Annotated in this window: 19 protein-coding genes, 2 tRNA genes and 1 pseudogene; 10 read left to right on the top strand and 12 right to left on the bottom strand. The window is 40.7% G+C overall.

All coding sequences use genetic code 11. The features are described 5' to 3' along the window. Positions 1-48: 48 nt before the first annotated feature. The 5 genes from gyrA to GBI16_RS08190 form a co-directional block, all read right to left on the bottom strand. A complete protein-coding gene (gyrA, locus tag GBI16_RS08210; RefSeq protein WP_151706888.1) occupies positions 49-3021 on the bottom strand; it encodes a DNA gyrase subunit A in 2973 nt (990 codons plus the stop codon). A 305-nt stretch (positions 3022-3326) separates the two neighbouring features. Continuing rightward, on the bottom strand, positions 3327-3932 hold the full coding sequence (locus tag GBI16_RS08205; RefSeq protein ID WP_151706887.1) for a hypothetical protein: 606 nt from the start codon (positions 3930-3932) through the stop codon (positions 3327-3329). A gap of 305 nt (positions 3933-4237) precedes the next feature. Next, positions 4238-5173 (bottom strand): FAD-binding protein, encoded by a 936-nt coding sequence (locus tag GBI16_RS08200; RefSeq protein ID WP_086207985.1) that lies wholly within the window; start codon positions 5171-5173, stop codon positions 4238-4240. A 17-nt stretch (positions 5174-5190) separates the two neighbouring features. After that, positions 5191-5943, bottom strand: a complete 753-nt coding sequence (locus GBI16_RS08195) for an electron transfer flavoprotein subunit beta/FixA family protein (RefSeq protein WP_110974507.1) — start codon at positions 5941-5943, stop codon at positions 5191-5193. Between the two features lie 484 nt (positions 5944-6427). After that, the gene (locus GBI16_RS08190; RefSeq protein ID WP_151706886.1) at positions 6428-7033 is read right to left on the bottom strand and encodes a LysE family translocator; all 606 of its coding nucleotides are present in this window, start codon (positions 7031-7033) and stop codon (positions 6428-6430) included. Positions 7034-7147: 114 nt separating this feature from the next. On the opposite strand from GBI16_RS08190, the gene GBI16_RS08185 reads away from it, so the two are divergent. Together GBI16_RS08185 and GBI16_RS08180 are read left to right on the top strand one after the other, a co-directional pair. Next, entirely contained in the window at positions 7148-7642 is a 495-nt protein-coding gene (locus GBI16_RS08185; RefSeq protein WP_086207988.1) for an Lrp/AsnC family transcriptional regulator, read from the top strand. Continuing rightward, positions 7642-8246: pseudogene (locus tag GBI16_RS08180) on the top strand (GNAT family N-acetyltransferase). The gene GBI16_RS08185 and the pseudogene GBI16_RS08180 overlap by 1 nt, the downstream one beginning before the upstream one ends. On the opposite strand, the gene GBI16_RS08175 reads toward GBI16_RS08180, so the two are convergent. The 6 genes from GBI16_RS08175 to GBI16_RS08150 form a co-directional block, all read right to left on the bottom strand. Continuing rightward, the gene (locus GBI16_RS08175; protein WP_086207989.1) at positions 8173-8544 is read right to left on the bottom strand and encodes a hypothetical protein; all 372 of its coding nucleotides are present in this window, start codon (positions 8542-8544) and stop codon (positions 8173-8175) included. The pseudogene GBI16_RS08180 and the gene GBI16_RS08175 overlap by 74 nt on opposite strands. A 342-nt stretch (positions 8545-8886) precedes the next feature. Further along, positions 8887-9798, bottom strand: coding sequence for a tyrosine recombinase XerC (locus GBI16_RS08170; RefSeq protein ID WP_151706902.1), 912 nt, complete (start codon positions 9796-9798; stop codon positions 8887-8889). A gap of 150 nt (positions 9799-9948) precedes the next feature. Next, the gene (gene dapF / locus GBI16_RS08165) at positions 9949-10794 is read right to left on the bottom strand and encodes a diaminopimelate epimerase (RefSeq protein WP_086208247.1); all 846 of its coding nucleotides are present in this window, start codon (positions 10792-10794) and stop codon (positions 9949-9951) included. Between the two features lie 5 nt (positions 10795-10799). After that, entirely contained in the window at positions 10800-12050 is a 1251-nt protein-coding gene (lysA, locus tag GBI16_RS08160; RefSeq protein ID WP_119063107.1) for a diaminopimelate decarboxylase, read from the bottom strand. A gap of 32 nt (positions 12051-12082) precedes the next feature. Continuing rightward, entirely contained in the window at positions 12083-12307 is a 225-nt protein-coding gene (locus tag GBI16_RS08155; RefSeq protein WP_086207992.1) for an LPS translocon maturation chaperone LptM, read from the bottom strand. A gap of 133 nt (positions 12308-12440) precedes the next feature. After that, complete coding sequence (locus tag GBI16_RS08150; RefSeq protein WP_119063109.1) at positions 12441-13844, bottom strand: amino acid permease; 1404 nt, start codon at positions 13842-13844, stop codon at positions 12441-12443. A 332-nt stretch (positions 13845-14176) separates the two neighbouring features. On the opposite strand from GBI16_RS08150, the gene GBI16_RS08145 reads away from it, so the two are divergent. The 3 genes from GBI16_RS08145 (at position 14177) to GBI16_RS08135 (ending at position 18119) form a co-directional block, all read left to right on the top strand. Further along, on the top strand, positions 14177-15538 hold the full coding sequence (locus GBI16_RS08145; RefSeq protein WP_086207994.1) for a sodium:alanine symporter family protein: 1362 nt from the start codon (positions 14177-14179) through the stop codon (positions 15536-15538). A 139-nt stretch (positions 15539-15677) separates the two neighbouring features. Then, positions 15678-17069, top strand: a complete 1392-nt coding sequence (gene radA / locus GBI16_RS08140) for a DNA repair protein RadA (protein WP_119063110.1) — start codon at positions 15678-15680, stop codon at positions 17067-17069. Positions 17070-17156: 87 nt separating this feature from the next. Then, positions 17157-18119 (top strand): Tim44 domain-containing protein, encoded by a 963-nt coding sequence (locus GBI16_RS08135; RefSeq protein WP_086207996.1) that lies wholly within the window; start codon positions 17157-17159, stop codon positions 18117-18119. Positions 18120-18727: 608 nt separating this feature from the next. Here GBI16_RS08135 and GBI16_RS08130 read toward each other — a convergent pair. Next, entirely contained in the window at positions 18728-19906 is a 1179-nt protein-coding gene (locus GBI16_RS08130) for a S1C family serine protease (RefSeq protein WP_151706885.1), read from the bottom strand. Between the two features lie 168 nt (positions 19907-20074). Here GBI16_RS08130 and GBI16_RS08125 point away from each other — a divergent pair, with 168 nt between their 5' ends. From GBI16_RS08125 to GBI16_RS08105, 5 genes are all read left to right on the top strand, one after another. Then, positions 20075-20833 (top strand): Nif3-like dinuclear metal center hexameric protein, encoded by a 759-nt coding sequence (locus GBI16_RS08125; protein WP_151706884.1) that lies wholly within the window; start codon positions 20075-20077, stop codon positions 20831-20833. Positions 20834-21163: 330 nt separating this feature from the next. Beyond that, the gene (locus GBI16_RS08120) at positions 21164-21784 is read left to right on the top strand and encodes a superoxide dismutase (protein WP_086207999.1); all 621 of its coding nucleotides are present in this window, start codon (positions 21164-21166) and stop codon (positions 21782-21784) included. A 229-nt stretch (positions 21785-22013) separates the two neighbouring features. Beyond that, entirely contained in the window at positions 22014-22640 is a 627-nt protein-coding gene (locus tag GBI16_RS08115) for a superoxide dismutase (RefSeq protein WP_086208000.1), read from the top strand. Positions 22641-22784: 144 nt separating this feature from the next. Further along, a tRNA-Asn gene (locus tag GBI16_RS08110) sits at positions 22785-22860 on the top strand. A 4-nt stretch (positions 22861-22864) separates the two neighbouring features. Continuing rightward, positions 22865-22940 (top strand) — tRNA-Asn (locus tag GBI16_RS08105). Positions 22941-23123 lie beyond the last annotated feature (183 nt).

Raw genomic sequence — 23123 nt, 5'->3', positions numbered from 1 at the left:
TGTTTGTATAAAAAAGGACGCCGAAGCGCCCTTTTCATTTTCATTCACTTATTCTTCATTTGGTGTATTCAAATCACTTGAATTCTCAGGTACTTCTAGATTTGTGTCATCAGCCACCATTTCTTCAACAGTATCTAAGGACTCGTCTAAAATTTCCTCTTCATCTTCAACTGCTTCAATCGCCTCAACACCTACCAGGGTTTCATTTTCACCTAAACGAATGAGACGAACACCTTGAGCGTTACGACCGGTCTGCGCAACTTCAGAAGCACGGGTACGTACTAAAGTGCCACCATCAGAAATCAGCATCAATTCTTTGGTTTCATCAATCGCTACTGCACCCACAAGCTCGCCATTACGCTCAGAGGTCTTAATGGCGATTACGCCCTTACCACCACGTTTCTTGGTTGGGAAATCATCTACTGGTGTACGTTTACCATAGCCATTGGCAGAAGCACATAAAACTTCTCCAGTTTCAGGCACAACCACTAATGAAACAATACGACTAATAAAGTTTGCATCTGAATCATCTTCTTCCGAATCAGACTCTTCCACTTCATCCGCTTGAGCAGAACCAATGGTCACTCGCATACCACGGACACCTTTAGCAGAACGCCCCATTGCACGAACATCAGTTTCAGCAAAACGGATAGCTTTACCTTCGTTCGAGAACAACATGATTTGTTGCTCGCCATCGGTAATAGCTACACCAATTAAAGTATCTTCTTCATTGAGCTCTATTGCGCGTAAACCATTTGAACGAACATTACTAAACTGTTCAAGTTCAACACGTTTTACTGTACCAGATGCCGTTGCCATAAATACAAAGAAATTCTTACGCATTTTCTCTGCTAGATCAGCAAATTCCACCAACGTTTCATTGTCCAAATCCGATGTTGAAAGCTCAACACCTAACTCTTTCAATTGCTTACGCAGTGCATCAGATAGTTCATCCGCATCTTCTGCCAATTCATCAAATGACGCTTTCAGTGCTTCATAGTGCGCTTCAAAAACACTGTTTTCACGTAATGTCGCCACATTGCTACGAACAAAGTTTTTAAAGTCAGCTAAGCGCTCTTTAAATTTCTTCGGTGCATCAATCACAGGAAGAATCGCTGTAATCGTTTCATCTGCATCCAATGGAAGTAAGTTCACCATTGGGCGACCTTTTGAACCACGTGACGCTTGTGGCACCTCAAACACTTTCAGACGGTAAACTTTACCTACATCGGTGAAACACAGCACAGTTGCGTGGTTCGATGTCACAATCAGGTGTTGAATGTAATCATCTTCTTTCATTGATGTCGCAGACTTACCACGACCACCACGACGCTGCGCAGCATAATCTGACAGCGGTTGAGTTTTTGCATAACCTGTTTTAGAAACAGTCAATACGACTTGTTCCTCAGGGATTAAATCTTCACGAGAGAAGTCAATACGCGACTCAACAATTGCGGTACGACGCGCATCGCCATATTGTTGCAAAATTAAAGCTAACTCTTCTTTAATCACGCCCATCAATAAATTAAAGTCATTGAGAATCGCTGTAAGTTCAGCAATCTGACCTAAAATTTCAGTATATTCAGCTTGTAACTTGTCTTGTTCCAAACCAGTTAAACGGTGTAAACGAAGTTCAAGAATCGCACCCACTTGTGCAGGTGACAAACGATAAATCTGGCCGTCCAAACCAAACGGACGACTTGGATCCTCACCTTCAATTTCATCTGGACGTACAGAAACTGAACCTGCTTTTTCAAGCAATGCAATTACATTGCCTGCTGCCCATTCACCTGCTTGCAAACGCTCACGTGCTTCAGATGGATTTGCTGATGTCTTGATAGTTTCGATGATTGCATCAATATTTGCAAGTGCAACAGTCAAACCTTCTAAGATATGACCACGTTCACGTGCTTTGCGTAACTCATACATCGTACGACGTGTCACCACTTCTTGGCGGTGACGAATAAATGCCGCAACAATGTCTTTCAAATTCATTAACTTTGGCTGACCATTATCTAGGCAGACCATGTTAATGCTGAATGAGTTTTCAAGCTGTGTATTTTGGAACAGATTATTCACCACAACCTCAGCGTTTTCACCACGCTTCAAGTCAATGGCAATACGCATACCCTCTTTATCAGATTCGTCACGTAGCTCTGAAATACCTTCAAGTTTTTTCTCTTTTACCAGTTCAGCAATACGCTCAATGGTTTTCGCTTTGTTGACTTGATACGGAATCTCGGTAAACACGATCGTGGTACGACCTGTTTTTGGGTCTTCCTCAAAATGGTATTTACCACGAATGTGCAAACGACCTTTACCCGTACGGTAAGCATCTACAATACCCGCTTTACCGTAAATAATGCCACCTGTAGGAAAATCTGGGCCCGAAATATATTCCATCAACCCTTCGATTGAAATATTTGGGTTTTCAGCATAAGCCAAACAAGCGTTCACCACTTCAGTCATGTTGTGTGGCGCCATATTGGTCGCCATACCCACAGCAATACCTGTCGTCCCATTAATTAATAAATTTGGAATACGCGTCGGCATGACTTGAGGAATACGCTCAGAACCGTCGTAGTTGTCTTCCCAATCCACCGTATCTTTTTCAAGATCGGCCAAGATTTCATGAGTCAACTTCCGCATACGCACTTCGGTATAACGCATCGCAGCTGCGCTATCACCATCGACCGAACCAAAGTTCCCCTGACCATCAACTAATTGATAACGCAAGCTAAAGTCTTGAGCCATACGAACGATGGTTTCATACACAGCAGAATCACCATGCGGGTGATATTTACCGATTACATCACCAACCACACGGGCAGACTTTTTATAAGCTTTGTTGTAGTCATTGCCCAATTCGTGCATTGCATAAAGCACACGACGATGAACAGGCTTTAGACCATCTCGAACATCGGGCAAAGCACGAGAAACAATCACGCTCATTGCATAGTCAAGATACGAGTTCTTGAGTTCATCCTCAATCGCAATCGGTCTGATTTCCGATACGCTCATGCATACTCCTTATTCTACAAACGTAAAGCCGCTTGCATTTATATGTCGTAAAACTTGCAAAATTATTAATTCAAAAGACTGAACTAAAAACTAAAATATAGCCGTAAATTATAGCATAAATACTCTGATTTTTGTGTCGCTTAGTCGTCGTTAATCTCGTTAATTTTCTTTAATTTAGGGGTTATTTTTTACACATGTATAGGATCTCATTTTCACGCTTACCTCTATTGTCTTTTGGCATCATATAAAAAGTAAAAAAGCCCTCATTTTTGAGGGCTTTAGATCATACATGTTGATAAAAGCTATTATTTTAATACTTGCTTATCTTGCTGCATAATATTGAAAGCCATCATAAATAGACCAATAATCAAAGGAAACTCATACAGCTCTTCCATGAGGTCTTTATAAGCAACATAATGTAAGAAGATCCCACCATAAATACGACTATGCTCAATCCCATCTGAAATAATTAGCCCCATTAGAGTCATTAACATAGCCCATGCTGGAATAGCCACATGCTTCATTTTAAACGCAATCTCTTTTCGTAACGGCTTTGCAAACAACATAAACACAACAGAGCCGATTAGAATAATCGAGATACCTCGAAAATACATTTTAGGCACATCTGGAAAGTAATCACGCCCCCAACTAATACTACGACCGAATAAAAGTAACCACCACAGCACAGACCATAGCCAAAAGTATTTTTTAGTCTCAGGCAGTTTCATCGGTTGCATATAGAAATAACTAATTGCTGCAAACGTCAACAAGAGTATAGCCTGAATATTTTCTACAGCACGAACAACAGCACCACCAATGAGTGGAAACTGAAAGTCTGCGAGAAAGGGAAAAAGTAAACACAAAAGAGTGATGATCAGAACAGGCCAAGACACCCGAGTATCAATGAGCAAAACAGTGACCCCCAACTTAACAAAAGAGTTTTTGTATAAGTTAAGCTTAAAAATAGATGGCAAATAATATCACAAATACAAAAATGAGCTAACACACCAATCTTAAAGAATTCTTAATTTTGATCACATTTTACAGAATACAATGGTTTAAAACGACAAACTTAAATGAGGAACATCAGGTCTTTTCACCTGAAAAAATACAACTCAATCCATAAAATGACAAATAGAAAATGCCCCTGTGAATGCAGTTAAATTTTATTTTAACTGCCTACACAGGGGCACTTCTTTGAAACGGTTATTCGTGATTAGATTTTAGAAACTAACTCAGGAACAACGGTATTCAAATCACCTACCAACCAGTAATCTGCTACTGCATTGATTGGTGCTTCTTCATCTTTGTTGATCGCAACGATCACTTTAGAATCTTTCATACCTGCCAAGTGCTGAATCGCACCAGAAATACCTACAGCGATATACAGATCAGGTGCAACGATTTTACCTGTTTGACCCACTTGCATGTCGTTTGGAACGAAACCAGCGTCAACCGCAGCACGTGACGCACCTTGAGCAGCACCCAATTTGTCAGCCAATGGATCAAGAACAGTATGGTAGTTCTCACCTGAACCCACACCACGACCACCTGAAACCACGATACGCGCAGCAGTTAATTCTGGGCGTTCAGATTTCACGATCTCTTCAGCAACAAACTTAGAGATAGCTGCATCTTTTGCATCACTTACAGCTTCAACCGCAGCAGAACCACCTTCAGCAGCGACAGGGTCAAATGCTGTACCACGTACAGTACCAACAATGATTGCTTCATCAGACTGAACTGTTGCAATCGCATTACCTGCGTAGATTGGACGTTTGAACGTGTTTGCAGATTCAACAGCGATGATGTCTGTGATCATGCTTACGTCAAGAAGTGCAGCTACACGTGGAAGAATATTCTTACCTGTTGTAGTTGATGCAGCCAATACGTGTTTGTAACCGCCTTTCGCAATGTCTGCAACCAAAGCAGCAACGTTTTCAGCCAATTGGTTTGCATAAACTGCATTGTCAGCAAGTAATACTTTGCTTACACCCGCAACTTTTGCAGCAGCATCAGCAACTGCTTGTGCGCCAGAACCTGCAACTAATACAGTGATATCACCACCGATTTTTTGAGCTGCAGCAACAACGTTTAAAGTTGCACCATTTAGTGCTTTGTTGTCGTGCTCAGCGATAACTAAAATACTCATGATTTTATCCTTCTGTATTAGATCACTTTCGCTTCATTTTTTAGTTTTTCTACAAGCTCGTCTACAGACTTCACTTGTACACCAGCTTTACGTTCAGCAGGTGCTTCAACTTTAACTGTTTTCAGTTTAGTTGTTGTCGTAACACCAAAATCAGCAGGCGACTTTGTATCAAGCGGTTTTTTACGCGCTTTCATGATGTTTGGAAGAGCAGCATAGCGTGGCTCGTTCAAACGTAAGTCAGTCGTGATGATTGCTGGAAGTGCAAGCTCAACAGTTTGTAAACCACCGTCGATTTCACGCGTTACTTGTACTTTATCGCCATCAACTTTAACTTCAGAAGCAAAAGTACCTTGACCTGCACCTAGAAGTGCGCCAAGCATTTGACCAACTTGGTTAGAGTCATCATCAATTGCTTGCTTACCAAGAAGAATCAACTGAGGTTGTTCAGCGTCAACAACGCCTTTCAACACTTTCGCAATTTCTAAAGCACCCAGTTGGCTGTCATCAGCTTCAACCAAGATACCACGGTCAGCACCAAGCGCCATTGCAGAACGAATCTGTTCTTGCGCTTCTTTAGGACCAATAGAAACAACAACGATTTCTGAAACAGTTCCTTTTTCTTTTAAGCGAACCGCTTCTTCCACTGCGATTTCACAGAATGGGTTAATTGACATTTTAACGTTTGTTAAGTCAACACCACTGTTGTCCGGCTTAACGCGAACTTTAACGTTGGCATCAACCACACGTTTTACAGCAACAAGAGCCTTCATGTAATCCTCGGCTGTTTTAGCAAATGTAAATGTTGAGAAAAGTTAGTTTAACTCTTCACTTAAATTTTTTTAGGTGCCCTATCTTGCAATGTGTACGGCATTTCGGTCAAGTCACAATTCATCAAAGAGCTGTAAAAATGCGTAATTTTAGCTGAACGTCGCGTTCATACTTTTTTATACGCAGTTTATTTGCACAAAATCATACATATATTAAGGATTGATTTTTATTATGTTTTTATTTGATTTGTATTATTGGCAGATCTGATTTCTTTTCTGCGAATTTGCTTCAACTACGAGTTATTGACTGTCTGTTCACATCTTTGTCTTGGTGTTGAAATTTGTCATTTAAGATAGAAATGCTTTCGAGTAAATTAAAGTCATACTCCCTGCATTTCCACATCACATCATATAAGCTATTTATGACGCTTTATTGAAAGCGCAATTAAAAAAAAGCATGTCATTCAGACATGCTGTTGATCTCAGCTTAGTTCACAATGAGCCATGTTGCAGCCAAAGCCAACAAACTTCCAGAAGTGCCATCAATCCATTTTTGTTTACGCGCATCTATTTGAGACTTCTGTGTGATTTTTGCAAAAACAAAGCTCAAACTACAGTACACCACAAAAATCATAGCAATAAACAGCAAAGAAAGGATCAGGCCTTGGCTAACTGTATCACCTGACTTATCTATAAATTGCGGTAAAATTGCAAAGTAAATCAACATTCCCTTAGGGTTTAATAGCGCGGTAAAAAAGCCTTTTTTGATTGGAGTACGTTCCACTTGACGTTCCAGTTGCAGTTTTTTGCTACTAAACACTGACTTTAATAAACCAAAGGCCAAATACAATAAATAGCCAATTCCTAACCAACGAATAGTTTCAAACAAAACAGGAAACGATACAATAATGGCTGCAATACCCAAAGCCACTAAAATGGAATGGAGTAAGTAGCCTGTACACACACCAACTGTTGCCATCATGCCTGCTTTTGCATCTTTGCCCATGACTTGAGACAGAATAAATAACATATCTGGCCCAGGTGTAAAAATCAGCGGTAGCACTGTGAGTGCAAAGAGTACATATACAGACATTTCCTTTCCCCTTTCATGTTTTAGAAAGTGAAAATTAGTATGTGCGAAATATTACAAAATTGGCTTTCAATTTATTCTATAATAAAACGTATTTTTCAAATTATATTCTAAGATATGAAACAATCACCAAAGTCTGTGCGTATAAAACTTGATCGTATTGATAAAAATATCATTCGCTATTTGCAAGACAATGGCCGTATTCAAAATAATGACCTAGCCCGTGAAATTGGCCTTTCACCCTCGTCGTGTTTAAGACGTGTCAAACTTTTAGAAGAAGCAGGTGTCATTCAAAACTATACAACTGTGGTCGACCCGCAAAAAATTGGTCTGCAATTGATTCTGTTTTCACGTATTTGGTTGGTGGGACAGGATGCGGAAACCATTGATACTTTTATTGAGGCAATGAAAGAACTCCCTCAAGTTATGGAATGCTACATTATTTTAGGAGAATGCGATGCAATGCTGAAAGTCGTGGTACCTGATTTAGAAAGCTATCGCAAGTTTCAATCGACACATTTAACTAAAAAGAATGGCATTACCAGTGTCAAAACAGACCTGCCTAGCCAAATTATTAAGCAAAGTTTTCAACTCCCGCTTGATGAAATTTGATGACCAGGTCAAAACCTTTTAGCATTGAAACTCAGCGTTTACGCTGAAGATCATGGCATGCAAATGATTTTGATGCGTTTGCAAAGTTAAATGCCGATGCCCAAGTGATAGGTTATTTTCCAAGTCCGCTCACGCAAACAGAAAACGATGCCCTTGCGCCAACATTTCAACAATTCATCAATCAAAATGGTTGGGCTTTTGAGCGGTTGAATTGAAGTACAAGCGAAAGTTTATTGGATATACAGGTTTACATATTCAACCTGAACGCTTTGATTTTTCACCTTGTATTAAAATCAGTTGACGATTTGATCCAAAGTTTTGGCATCAAGGTTATGCAACTGAAGCGGCACAGGCTTGCTTATTTTTTGCTTTTTCTATTTTAAAATTAAATGAAATCGTTGCCTTTACCGCAGTTCAGGACATAGCTTCTGAAGCCATGATGAAACGTCTGGCCATGCAACATCGTGGCTATTTTAATCATCCAAAACTCGATCAAAACAGCCCGCTATTTGAGCATACACTCTATAGCATTAAGCCAACTGACTTTCTAAAAAATCACGATGAATATGACTTAAATCAATCAATTCATATTGTTCAAGATTAAAAATTTTCCAGACTTCAAGAAAGTCCTCTTTCAAATCAATGCTATTTGATGGCTGAGTTGTTGCTTGCCACTGTAAGTCAGAAATCCAAAGATAATATTGTCCAGTTTCTGGATTGAACGCCTGAACTTTACCCGCAGCATTAACCCCTTGAACAAATGCATTTTCAGGCAGTACTGGCTCAATATTGGCTAAACTAATTTCAACAAAGTGTTTAACTTGACGTAGTCCATAACCCGCAAAAATATCTTTTTGCGCTGAACTAAGTTGATCATACTTTGCTTGTATATCTGAAATCATCTACTGACCTATATTCACACTTGTCATTTTCAATATAAGCTTAAAGTCACCATTTTTCTGAACAGGGAACAACAAGCCAATCCTATTTTTAAGTTTATACTCTAATTTTTGCTAAATGATTATTCTACAAAAGTTCATAATAGTGTTTTTTCGAGTTAAGCGCAGTCACCAAATGGGTTTATTTCAATGATTACAAAGCAAAAATAATGCCGAATTTTTTATTAATATTCTGCTTTTTTTGTATCCACTTTATTCTTAGCTCACTTAAATCAACTTTTGGCTGAAAACATTCAACGAAATATTACCAAACTTTTGTGACTGTATTTTTAAAAAACCAATGCACTAATTTTTAGATTTCTGCTGTGCTCTGGGATGCGTCTGGTCATACACCTGCGCTAGGCGGTCAAAATCAACATGCGTATAAATTTGTGTAGTACTTAAATTACTATGCCCTAACATTTCCTGCACCGCGCGTAAGTCACCACTATTTGACAGCATGTGACTGGCAAAACAGTGCCTGAGTAAGTGCGGATGCAGATCAATATTTACCCCTGCACGCTGTGCTTGAAACTTGACCCGATTTTCAATCTGGCGCATCCCCAAAGGATTGCCCTTTTGTGTAATAAAAACTTGTGCATCAGGAACAAAGTCCCCATTCCACAGTGGATAAATGCTTAGCCATTTCATCACTGCCTCTTTGGCTTTAGAACCAAATGGCACTACTCTAGTTTTATTCCCTTTACCTGTAATACGTAGTAACTGTCGATTGAAATCAATATCTTTAATTCTTAAGCCTTGTACTTCTGCTAGGCGTAATCCACTGGCATAGAGCAACTCAAGCAATGCTTTGTCGCGGTACCACATTTGCTGTTCGACTTCTTTTTCAGGTAAAGCCTGATCCAAAATTTGATTGATGGTTTCAATATCGACCAAGCCCGGTAAAGGACGTGGTTTACGTTTAAGCTGAAAGTCATCGCTAGGATTAAAAGCCAAATATTGCCCTTGCTCAGCCCATTTCATAAATTGACGAATCGCAGACAACATCCGCTGTAAACTGCTAGAACTAAGTTGTTGATGTTCAACTTTTTGTGCCACATATTCACGCAAATCGGTTGCTTCAACATCATTAAGTTGAAGTTTTTTCTGCTCACAGAACAGTAAAAAATCAGACACATCACGCTCATAAGCCTGCAAAGTATGCGCAGACTGGTTTTGTATTTCTCGTTGTTTTAACCACATCGCGAGCAGTTGCATGGGCTCAAAGGTCACAAATCGCCTCTATTGTTCAGTCAAATAAAGAATGCTTATATTTTGCATAGTAACACTGTCTAAGCTTTTTAGATGTGTCTTTCATTTTGCATAAAAAAAGCACTGACGAATCAGTGCTTCTTATGTGAGTCTCAATTAGTTTTGGTAATAACTCAGATCAATACGTCCTTCGTAGACATTTGCGGTTGGACCTGTCATCCAAACCACATCACCGTCACGCCATTCGATATGTAACTTACCACCAGCTAGCTCGATCTCAACTGATGGTGCCAGTAAGCCACGGCGCATACCAGAAACTGCAGCGGCGCATGCCCCTGTACCACATGCAAGTGTTTCGCCTACACCACGCTCGAACACACGCAAACGCGCATGTTTTTCATCAATAATCTGCATAAAACCAGCATTGACACGTTGTGGAAAACGCTCATGTGACTCCACCTGAGGACCAATCCTTGCAACATCAGCTCTAATCACATCAGGAACAATAGTGACTGCATGCGGATTACCCATGTTGACCACATCAATTGTAAGCTGTTCATCATTTGCCAAAGCAATGTCATACAAAGCTTCAGGCGCATCCGCAATAAATGGAATTTCCTGCGGCAAAAATTTTGGATAGCCCATGTTCACCCGCACCCAGCCATTTTGGCCGAGTTCAGGTTCCACAATTCCTGCTTTGGTTTGTACTTTAATCTTGGTTTTCGTGGTCAATTGACGCTCATGCACAAAGCGGGCAAAACAGCGAACCCCGTTACCACACTGTTCAACTTCAGAACCATCGGCATTAAAAATACGATATTTGAAGTCAACATTGGGTAAGTCAGGTGGCTCAACAATCAAAAGCTGATCAAACCCGATGCCAAAATGACGGTCAGCCAAACGTTGAATCGTTACCGTATCCAAAAAAGCTCTTTGGCTAATGAGGTCAACCACCATAAAGTCATTGCCTAGACCATGCATTTTGGTAAATTCTAAAAACATCTGCATTATCCTTCAGGCAATAAACGTTCTTTATCCCAAAGTGACTCAATGGTTTCACGCTCACGAATCAAATGCGCTTGATCACCATCCACCATCACCTCAGCAGCTCTGCCACGACTGTTATAGTTTGAGCTCATGGCAAAACCATAGGCTCCAGCACCCAATACAGCAAGCAGGTCATTTTCTTTCAGTGCAAGCATGCGCTCTTTACCTAAGAAGTCACCCGTTTCACAAATCGCCCCAACCACATCCCACGCTTGTTCCTCAACATCCGAACGAGGTGTAACGGGCTGAATATCCATCCACGCCTCATACAACGCAGGACGAATCAAGTCATTCATAGCGGCATCAATAATGGCAAAGTTACGATGCACAGTCGGCTTCAATAAATCAACTTTGGTCAGTAACACACCTGCATTTGCAGAAATACTACGTCCTGGCTCCATATACACTTTCAAACCTAATTTTTCTAAAGCAGGCTTCATTGCATTGGCATATTCAAACACAGTTGGTGGGACTTCATCTTTATAAGTCACGCCTAAACCACCACCAATGTCGATATGTTTCAACTGAATGTCCATCGCTTTCAGTTGATTGATCATCAAAATCATACGATCTAAGGCATCAACAAAAGGTTGTGTCTCAGTCAACTGTGAACCAATATGGCAGTCAATCCCAATAATCTCTAAATTCGGTAGGGTTGCAGCATAGGCATAGGTTTCAAAGACCGCATCAGACGGAATCCCAAATTTATTTTCTTTCAAGCCTGTTGAAATATAAGGATGCGTTTTCGCATCTACATCTGGATTGACGCGCAGTGAAATCGGTGCTTTTTTGCCGAGCTTGGCTGCAACTTTTTGAATCCGATCCAACTCTGCATAAGACTCGACATTGAAGCATGCAATACCCACTTCTAAGGCTTTTTGAACGTCTGCTTCAGTTTTACCTAAACCCGAAAATACGATTTTAGAAGCATCACCACCAGCTTTTAGCACTCGAGCCAGTTCCCCACCCGTCACAATGTCAAAACCAGCACCCAGCTTCGCAAGAACATTCAATACTGCAATGTTTGAGTTCGACTTGACCGCAAAGCAAATTTGATGATCAATAAAATCAAAAGCACGATCCATTTCTGTGTAATGCTTTTCAAAAGTGGCCTTTGAATAAACATACAGTGGCGTACCAAATTGCTGCGCAAGCTGTTGCAGTGAGCATTGCTCGGCCTGCAAAACCCCATGATTGCGGGTAAAACTCATGAATGTATCCTTTCTATGAAGCGTTTAAGGGATTAAGGTTGATTGGTTTCAACTAAAGGTGCAGCAAACTCTTGCTTAACGGATGTTGAGTCTTCCTTTTGTGCAACTGGTTTTTCAGCGGCATCTTTATAAAGCAAATATTTTGCCCGTTTGTCGTAGTTTGGATCATTTGGCATATGTAATGCACCAGATTGACCACAACCAATGAATGCAGTACTCATCACCAAGACACTGATGCAGCAAATGACAGAACGCATCTGACCACCTATTTAATATTTTGAAGAAGTATAACCTGATCAAGAGACATGACCAAACCACTAAGCGCTAAAGATTATAGTGTGTGAAAAAAAAACACCAGTTAAAGACTGGTGTTTTTCTCAATCACAGTGATTATTTATTTTTCGGTTTGTAAAAACCAAAATAACCAATAATTAAAATAATGAACCAAATTGGGCTCACCATTAAAGCTTTCATGGTGTCGGCTTCTAAAGACAGCACATAAATCACACCAATGAAGAAAATAATCACAAACCAACAGGTAAATAAACCGCCTGGTAGTTTAAAGGTTGATTTTGCATGTAATTCTGGACGAGTTTTATAGTAAACAATGTAGCTCCAGATAATCATAATCCAAACACAGATAAACAAAATCGTCGAAAGTGTGGTTGCCAAAGTAAAGGCTTCAACTGTATTTGGAACAAAATATTGAAGCGCTGCGCCCAACAACAAACACACTGCAGAAAAATACAGTGCATTGGCAGGAACAGCACGTTTGTTTAAATGACCAAATGCTTTTGGACCTTGCTCTTCACGTGACAAACCAAACAACATGCGCGAAGTTGAAAACACGCCACTGTTCATGGATGACATCACAGAAGACAGCACCACCAAATTCATGATGATGGCAGCAGCAGCAATCCCCGCTTGGCTAAACAAGTTCACAAAGGGCGAAACTGTAGGGTCAATTGTGTTCCATGGCGTCACAGACATCACAATCACTAAAGCCAACACATAGAAAATGATGATACGGATTGGAATCGAGTTGACTGCTTTAGGCAAATTCTTTTCAGGATCTTTGGTTTCAGCAGCAGTCGTACCTACCAATTCTACCCCAACAAAGGCAAAAATAGCGATTTGGAAACCAGCAAGGAAGCCTGTCACGCCTGTAGGGAAAATTCCACCATGTGACCAAAGATGCGTAAAGGATGCGACCTGACCTGCTGTTGAGGTAAACCCTGTGAAGATCATCCACAAACCCACAGCGATGAGCACAACAATTGCAATAATTTTGATCAGTGCAAACCAAAACTCAAGCTCACCAAACAACTTCACCGTCACCAGGTTTAAACCCATGATAAAGACTATGGCGGCAATACTGATCATCACCCCTTCACCCGGAGTGAAAGGCAAGCCTCCATTAAAGAACTGCAGGTAATAAATAATGGCTGATAAGTCAGCAATACCAATGGTGATCCAACATAACCAGTATGTCCAACCGACAAAATAACCTGCCCACGGCCCAATCAAATCCGTTGAAAAGTCAATAAATGACTTATATTTCAAGTTCGATAGCAATAATTCGCCAAGCGCACGCATGACCAAAAACACCATAAAACCAATAATCATGTAGATGATGAGAATAGACGGCCCAGCAAGGCTAATGGTCTTCCCCGACCCCATAAAGAGACCTGTACCAATTGCACCGCCAATCGCAATTAATTGTAAATGCCTATTGGACAAACTCCGTTTTAAATCGCCTTGTTCAGAGGTCGATTCTGTATTTTCTAAACTCATTCTTGATGTCATCTTATATATCCAACCGCCAAAATTACCCGAAAAAAACACAAAAATAAAAACAAAATTGCATTAATCTATTTTTTCAACATATTTTGAAAAGTTAATTAATTTTTCTTATATTTCCCTTGGAATAAATCATGCTCCAAAGGCTGTTCAGAAAAAAATCTCAAAATGCTTGTCAAAAAATAAATTCCATGCAACAAATAGACCAAGACTAAAAAAGACAAGAAATCGTGCAGGATGCATGACTATGGCATATCAATTGCTTAATAAAACTCAAATTTTTTATAGAAATTTCAAGTTTTAAAACATAGAGGATCAAAAGAAAAATGAATACAGAAAATTTACAAACATTTATGGAAATGATCAGTGGCTGGGTCTGGGGGCCCTACATGCTGGTCCTCATTGTTGGGACAGGTATATTTCTCACCCTACGTTTATTTTTTTGGCAAATTCGCATGTTGCCTTTGGCATTTAAACAAGTTTTTGGAAAACACGAGGATGCCAAATCACATGCAGGAGACATTTCTCATTTTGCGTCATTGATGACCGCGCTATCAGCGACTATTGGTACAGGTAATATTGCAGGTGTGGCAACAGCCTGTGTTTTAGGTGGTCCAGGGGCTGTGTTTTGGATGTGGATGACTGCGCTGTTCGGTATGGCCACCAAATATGGTGAAGGTGTACTGGCCGTAAAATACCGCATCAAAAATGAAAAAGGCGAAATGTCGGGTGGCCCAATGTACTACATTGAACGTGGCTTAAAATGGAAATGGTTGGCACTAATTTTCGCCCTTTTTGGCACGTTGGCTTCATTTGGTATTGGTAGTTCCGTACAGTCCAACACCGTTGCCCTAGCTATAGAAAACAGCACAGGAGTTGCAACATGGATCACAGGCATCGTCATTACTGTATTTTCTGCCTTAGTGATTTTGGGTGGAATTAAGTCTATTTCTAAAGCAGCTTCTTTCATTGTTCCCATCATGGCTATCGGCTATGTCCTCGGCGGTCTGATCATTATCTTTAACCATCTTGAATTGGTTATGCCTGCACTTGAGCTAATTTTCCGGGATGCCTTTACTGGTGAAGCAGTAGCGGGTGGTGCGATTGGTGCGGTGATTCGTTATGGTGTTGCACGTGGCGTCTTCTCAAATGAAGCAGGTATGGGCTCGGCACCAATTGCCGCCGCTGCTGCAAAAACAGATCACCCTGCACGTCAAGGTTTGGTCTCTATGACAGGCACCTTCATTGACACTATTATTGTTTGTAGTATTACGGGGATTGTATTGGTCATGGGCTTTATCATGGCTGGCAATAGCTTTGGAGGCGAAACAGGCGCAGTTTTAACAACCCATGTTTTCGATAAGTTACTTCCTGGAGTCGGTGGTTGGATCGTGACTTTTGGTATTGTGTTCTTTGCTTATTCGACCATTTTAGGTTGGTGCTACTACGGTGAAAAATGCTGTACTTATTTACTGGGCGAAAAGTATGTCCTCTTGTACCGCATTATTTACATCGCATCCGTTTTCATTGGCTGCGTTGCATCTCTTGATCTCGTATGGTTATTTGCAGACACCTTTAATGGTTTAATGGCCGTTCCAAACTTAATTGCTTTGCTATTACTCTCAACAGTCATTGTGAAAGAGTCACGTGATTTTATCGAAAAACGAAAATCAGGTGAGTTGTATTAAGTCTCTTTGAAAATTCCTTTGCAAGTCTGTATATCAAAGCCACCTTCGGGTGGCTTTTTGATTTTGAGCATTCATTTCAAATCCAATCCTCTGTATGCTGTGAAGTAGTCTAATCTTAAAATAGTGCACCCAATCGAGCATGGCAAAAGTAAAAAGTGTATATCGTTGCGAACAATGTGGCGCAGATCACCCAAAATGGGCAGGCCAATGTTCAGAGTGTGGTGAATGGAACAGCTTAAATGAAGTCAGTATTGCCCCTGCTATCAGCCATCGCGCACAACCTAAAATGGGCGGGGGGTATGCAGGTCAAGCCGCAGCAATTACCACATTAAACCAAATTTCAGTTTCGCATGAAACACGCCTAGCAACAGGGATAGGCGAATTTGATCGGGTGTTAGGGGGGGGCTTAGTTACAGGTTCTGTCGTCCTAATCGGGGGGGATCCTGGTATTGGTAAATCGACCATTTTACTGCAAACAGCAACCCATATGGCGGCAGCCAATAGCGCAGCCTTGTATGTCACTGGTGAAGAATCACTCTCTCAAGTTGCTTTACGTGCAAGCCGCCTCGACCTACCAACAGATAAACTCAAAGTTATGGCAGAAACCTGTGTTGAGCGTATTTGTGAAGTGCTTGCACATGAACGCCCTGCTGTGGCTATTTTGGATTCGATCCAAACACTGTATACCGAGACACTCCAATCTGCACCAGGCGGTGTATCTCAAATTCGTGAATCTGCAGCCTTACTGACACGTTTTGCTAAAAATAGTGGAACCGCACTGTTTATTGTGGGACACGTCACCAAAGAAGGTTCACTGGCAGGGCCCCGTGTACTTGAGCATATGGTGGACTGCGTGTTGTATTTTGAAGGTCAATCCGACTCACGTTACCGAATGATTCGTGCTGTTAAAAACCGTTTTGGCGCAGTCAATGAACTCGGTGTTTTTGGCATGACAGATAAAGGCTTAAGAGAAGTAGCGAATCCATCGGCAATTTTTTTAAGCCGTTATGATGAGGCGATTCCCGGTTCAATCGTGATGATTAGCCGTGAAGGTACTCGCCCACTCTTGGTCGAAGTGCAAGCTTTGGTGGATGATGCGCATGGTCAACCACGTCGGGTCGCTTTAGGCTTAGAACAAAACCGTTTAAATATGCTTTTGGCAGTCATGCATCGTCATGGTGGCGTGCAAACATCTGGACAAGATGTTTACGTGAACGTGGTTGGAGGGTTAAAGATCACCGAAACAGGCTCTGATTTAGCCGTCTTATTGGCCTGTGCCTCTAGTCTTCGAGCGAAAGCCTTGCCACAACAGTTAGCTGTTTTTGGTGAAGTCGGACTCTCAGGTGAAATTCGCCCTGTTCCTAATGGTCAAGAACGTTTAAAAGAAGCCATTAAACATGGATTTAAGTACATTATTCTGCCTCGTGGTAATGCACCACAAAAAGATATTGCAGGTGTTACCGTCATTTCAGTTGCACGCTTACATGAAGCTTTAACCGAAGCAATGAGCTTAAGTGATGAACTCAACTAAAATATACACGTTTTTTATTGAAATTTAGTATAAAAGACTGCATAAAGGTAGAGTCAATATTTATTTTTTATAGAGTAGGAAAATTTGATGGAAGTTCGACAGCGTGGCTTGATTGCTGGTTTATTAACAGCGGCTCTTTTAGTTGCACCTTTAGCTGCAGAAGCTAAACGTGCAGGTGGTGGTAAAAGCCACGGCATGAGCCGTCAAGCTGCACCAACTCAGTCTTATCAACAACCTCGTCAAGCAACTCCAGCTCAACAACCTACTGCGCCTGCAACGGCTCCAGCTAAATCTGGCCCAGGCGTAGGGGGTATGGTTGCAGCAGGTGTAGCGGGTGCTGCAATTGGTGCTGTTGCTGCAAATGCATTGGCAGATGACAATTCTGCTTCTCAAGCGCAAGCACAGGAAGAAAAAGGTGGCATTCCAAGTTGGATTTGGATTTTACTTGCCGCTGCTGTTGCTTTCTTCATTTTCCGTAAAATGGGCGCAAAAAAAAAAGTAGCGGCTAATCCTTATGCGCCAAACAGTGGTTCTAATCAATCACCGTTTGGCCAACAAGCTGCACCACGTACATCTAACGACAGTACCAACATCTTTGGTCAATCCGTAGGTGGCTCAACTGCTGCTCCGCAGAACAATGCACCTTTTGGCGCAGCATATACCAACAGTGGCAGTCAGCTTCCTGATGGTACAGAGCCCGCTGCGTTCTTACGTATTGCGCGTCAACGTTTTAACCATATTCAATCTATGAATACAGCAAGTAACATTTCTGAGATTCAGCGTTATTTAACACCAGATCTTTATCAGTCTATGTATCAAGATATCATGGCAAATCAAGATCAAGATGTAGCTGAATTTTCAAACCTGAATGCGATGGTTGCAGATTCTGCAACTGAAAATGGTCAATACGTAGTAAGTGTACGTTTTACGGGTACAGTAAGTGAAGATCTTAACAGCTTACCTCAGCCGTTTACTGAAGTTTGGCATTTTGTAAAACCTGCGGGTTCTAGCCAAGACTGGTTAGTTGCAGGTATCCAACAAGAAGCTTAATTTTTAAATACAAAAATAGCGACTTCGGTCGCTATTTTTTTACGCATCGTATCTCTAAAACAGGCTTGTCGATTCAAAACACCCTCCAACTTCACTTATATAAAACACCTCATAAATAGCAATTCTCCAGAGACTGTTCTATCTAAAAATCGAGCCATAATTGCCTATAACGGAAACCATCCGCTGTACTAACAAACTGAATTCGATGAAGAATATATTTAGAAAAGGCATATGTAACCTAAATATCACCAAACTGTAGCGTAGCTCAAGACACACAAAGGGATTCGTTTATGCTCAAGTATAGTTTTAGCCTTACCGTATGGCGAAGATGATTCATCATCATGATAAGTTGTTCAAATTTCAGCTAAATTCAATAGAGCTAATGATAAATTGCAGAAAGTATCCAAAGCATCTCGATCTTTTTAAGGACAACTCATACACAATGAGATAAAAAGTCAGTAAGTGTCTTCGATTCCTTAACTCTAAATAACCAAATGATTCTTAAGCCCAGAACCTGTACCCACCCGCAACTTTAATTACATTGATTCATAGCATCCATAAAAAATGCCTCTGAGTACAGAGGCATTCTAGTTTTATGGTTTACAGTATTATTCAGGTAAGGGTATAAACTGTGAATCTTGACTTTGCTCTTTTCTCTCCCCCACGACCACAGCAACGTTCATTGGTTTTCCATCACGCTCAATCGAGATTTGAATGGTGCTATTGGGAGCTTGTAACGCAACAAAGTTAATTAAATGTGAAGTTGAAGTAATCACCTCTTCATTTACTTTAATAATTTTATCGCCTTTCTTTAAACCAGCATTTGCAGCTGGGCCATTTTTCAATACGTCCGCTACAACCACACCTAGCCCTTTCGGCTCTAAAATATTCACTTGCTCGACAGGAAGTAAGCTAATACCTAACCAGCCACGAACAACACGACCATCTTTGAGAATAGAATTTAGTACCTGTTGACAAATTTTTGCAGGAATCGCAAAACCAATGCCTAAAGAACCACCAGATTGCGAGAAAATTGCGGTATTGACCCCGATTAAATTCCCTGCAACATCAATCAGCGCGCCACCTGAGTTACCTGGGTTAATCGCAGCATCGGTTTGAATAAAATCTTCATAGGTATTAATGCCTAAATCAGAGCGCCCAGTTGCCGACACAATCCCCTGAGTTACTGTTTGACCCACACCAAAGGGATTACCAATCGCCAATACAACATCACCGACTTCATTACCACTCAACTTAAATGGTAAGACAGGCAAATCGGATAGTTCTATTTTAATCACAGCCAAATCCGTATCAGGATCTGTACCAATCACCTTTGCCACTGCACGGCGGCCATCATTCAGTGCGACCACAATTTGATCTGCTTGAGCAATCACATGGTTATTTGTCAAAATATAACCATCTGGGCGAACAATTACTCCAGACCCCAAACTGTTTTCATTTTTATTTTGACTAAACTGATCTGGAATTTGATTACCAAAAAACTCACGGAATGCAGGATCATTAAGTAGAGGATGATCGAGTTGTTTAACTTTCTGTGTAGTAAAAATATTCACCACTGCTGGCGCAGCCACTTTCACCGCAGCACTATAAGAAACCACCCCACCCGTACGCGTCGTATTAATTAAAGGTTCGACCTTTTCAGCAGGCATTTTGATACCGTCCGAAGCTACAGGCGCTTTTGGTTTTTGATACTGCTGCCACGCAAAAAATCCAGCAATGACTAAAATGAGTAATACCCAAGGTAACCAGGAAAAAGTCCTGCGCACGATTTCACCCTCTAAAATGTTTTAATTCATTGATGACTAAGTAATTTATGCCTATTGTAAAGCGAAATTCAACCTCTAGCACAAAAATAAGCAAGAGTTTTGTCATGCTTTAGTTACAATAAACAATAAGTTCCGATCTAATCAATTTAAATGAGTTTTTAAGTCGATATGGCAAAATTAAAAGACATTATCCAATGGTGTGACCAAACCCTAAAATCTCCCGAATTTAAGGACTATGCACCCAATGGTCTGCAGATTGAGGGTAAGGCTGAAGTGCGTAAAATTTTAGCTGCGGTGACAGCATCACAAGATGCGATTGATGCTGCGGTTCGAGAAAATGTGGACCTCTTACTAGTGCACCATGGCTATTTTTGGAAAGGTGAAGCTTACCCTATCACAGGGATGCGCGGTAAACGTATTAAGAGTCTCATTCAGCATGATCTTTCTTTAGTTGCGTATCACCTTCCACTCGATAGCCATCCAAGTCTTGGAAACAATGCAGCGATTGCTGATTTGCTCGATCTAGAACAGATTGAAGCGCTTGACCCCTCTGAACGTCATCCTATTGGCAATATCGGTTATTTAAAACAACCGATGCCTGTGGAAGACTTTAAACAATTCATTTCTGAAAAATTAAAGTTTGATGTGACCCATCTTCCTGCAGACAAGACCATGATCAAAAAAGTCGGTTTTTGTACTGGTGGTGCGCAAGATTTTATTGTCAAAGCCGCTGAACAAGGCTGTGATGCCTATATTTCAGGTGAAGTCAGTGAACGTACTTTCTATGAAGCCAAAGAACTCGATGTGCATTATTTTGCTTGCGGACACCATGCAACTGAGCGCTATGGCGTGCAACGATTAGGTCAAGCCCTTGCAGCACAATTTGATGTTGAGTATGTTTATTTCGAATTAAATAACCTGATTTAAGCAATCACTGGGATGAAGCTCTTTTCATCCCGCTCTCCCATAAGCTTTTACTGACCATATCAGCCCAAACCATAATTTAAACAAGCCATTAATTTAAAATACTATTTTCAATATTTTTATTCTTGTATCAGAGCATAGCATCAACTCAAAAAATCATTGTTTCATATACGCTTAAGATTCAAACGAATATGAATCATAAAATTTATTTCAATTCATACCATAAAATTGTAAATAATAAACATATTGATTCTCATTTACTTTTAAGCAGATAATAAAACTGCTTTGAAAAACATCCATAAACAATTTTGAATGATTAAAGGAATCAAACACATGGCATATTCTTTACCCACTCTTCCTTATGCATACGATGCGCTCGAACCTAATATTGATACAAAAACGATGGAAATTCACCACAGTAAACACCACCAAACTTATATCAATAACATTAATGGCGCGATTGCCGGCACAGAATGGGAGAAACTTTCAGTAGAGGAACTGGTTGCAAAAGTGAATGATGTTCCTACTGATCTTAAAAATATGGTGATCAATAATGCAGGTGGTCATGCCAACCACTCACTGTTTTGGACCGTCATGAGTCCACAAGGCGGTGGACAACCTACAGGAGCTGTGGCAACGGCTATTGATGAGCAACTCGATGGTTTTGATGCGTTTAAAGATGCATTTACCAAAGCAGCGATTAGCCGTTTTGGCAGTGGCTGGGCATGGCTGAGCGTGACCCCTACAAACAAACTCATTGTTGAAAGTAGTGCAAATCAGGACTCCCCGATTATGTGGGGGCATACCCCCATTCTCGGTTTAGATGTATGGGAACATGCCTATTATCTGAAATATCAGAACCGTCGTCCTGAATATATCAATGCCTTTTATAATGTGGTCGATTGGGATGAAGTTAATCGTCGTTATGATATGGCTCTACAATCTAAAGATTAGTTATTGATCGCAGTCTATTCAGATCAGTAAACCCATTAAAGTAACTTAGAGCCTGCTCAAATGCACATATTTCGTGCAAAAGGCTCTAACTACATCTTGTGTATCCGATATGTCTCCTTGCGAAAATTTTTGCATATTTTGTGTATTAAAAGACTGCCCTATTGTCTCTAGAATCATTTACAATAAATGCACTTAAAGTAAAACCCAGCAAATTTGCAAGGAATGAAACATGACAACCATTACTTTACCTGCACTTCCATATGGCTACGAAGATCTTGCTCCGCACATCAGCAAAGAAACTTTAGAATTCCACCACGACAAACACCACAATACTTACGTTGTTAACCTAAACAACCTAATCAAGGGTACTGACCTTGAAGGTAAAACTTTAGAAGAAATCATCACAGCTTCTGCTAGCGATGCATCTAAAGCAGGTATCTTCAACAATGCAGCGCAAGTTTGGAACCACACATTCTACTGGAACTGTATGGCTAAAAACGGTGGTGGTAAAGCAACAGGTGCTTTAGCTGCTAAAATTGATGAAGCATTCGGTTCTTACGAAAAATTCGCTGAAGAATTTGCTGCTGCTGCTACAACTCAATTTGGTTCAGGTTGGGCTTGGTTAGTTGCTGACGAAGTAAATGGCAACCTTTCTATCCTTAAAACTTCAAATGCAGACACTCCACTTGCACACGGTAAAGTTGCAGTGTTAACCATTGACGTTTGGGAACATGCTTACTACATTGACTTCCGTAATGCACGTCCTGTTTACATCAAAACTTTCCTTGAAAGCCTTGTAAACTGGGATTATGCAAACGCGAAATATGCAGGTCAAGCTGCTGGCGTTGAAAAATAAGATTCGTCTTATTTGAAAAAACCGCTCTTTTTGAGCGGTTTTTTGTTTTTGATGCCTAAACGCATATTTATAAAGCAAACAATTCATTTCTTTATATTATTTACTTGACCCATTTCCCTTTCCTCCCTAAAATGCGCATCAGATTCTCCAATAGCTCAGTCGGTAGAGCGACGGACTGTTAATCCGCAGGTCCCTGGTTCGAGCCCAGGTTGGAGAGCCACTATTCTTCCATAGCTCAGTCGGTAGAGCGACGGACTGTTAATCCGCAGGTCCCTGGTTCGAGCCCAGGTGGAAGAGCCAAGATTCTAAAAAGCCCAAGCATAATGACTTGGGCTTTTTTTATAGATCAACTTTTTCAAACATCAGCGCCTTCTCTTTTGCCTAAAAATGCAGATAAGCCTATCAATCTGCTTAGAAAAAAAACAATTAATCTAAAATTTAGCTTTTTTTGGCTTTGTAACTTGACCCATGTATAAATTTCTC

Source organism: Acinetobacter sp. TUM15064 (genome assembly GCF_008980265.1).
In the GTDB taxonomy this organism is placed as follows: domain Bacteria; phylum Pseudomonadota; class Gammaproteobacteria; order Pseudomonadales; family Moraxellaceae; genus Acinetobacter.
The sequence above is the reverse complement of the archived record's forward strand: the minus strand, read 5'-3'. Positions and strand labels throughout refer to the sequence as shown.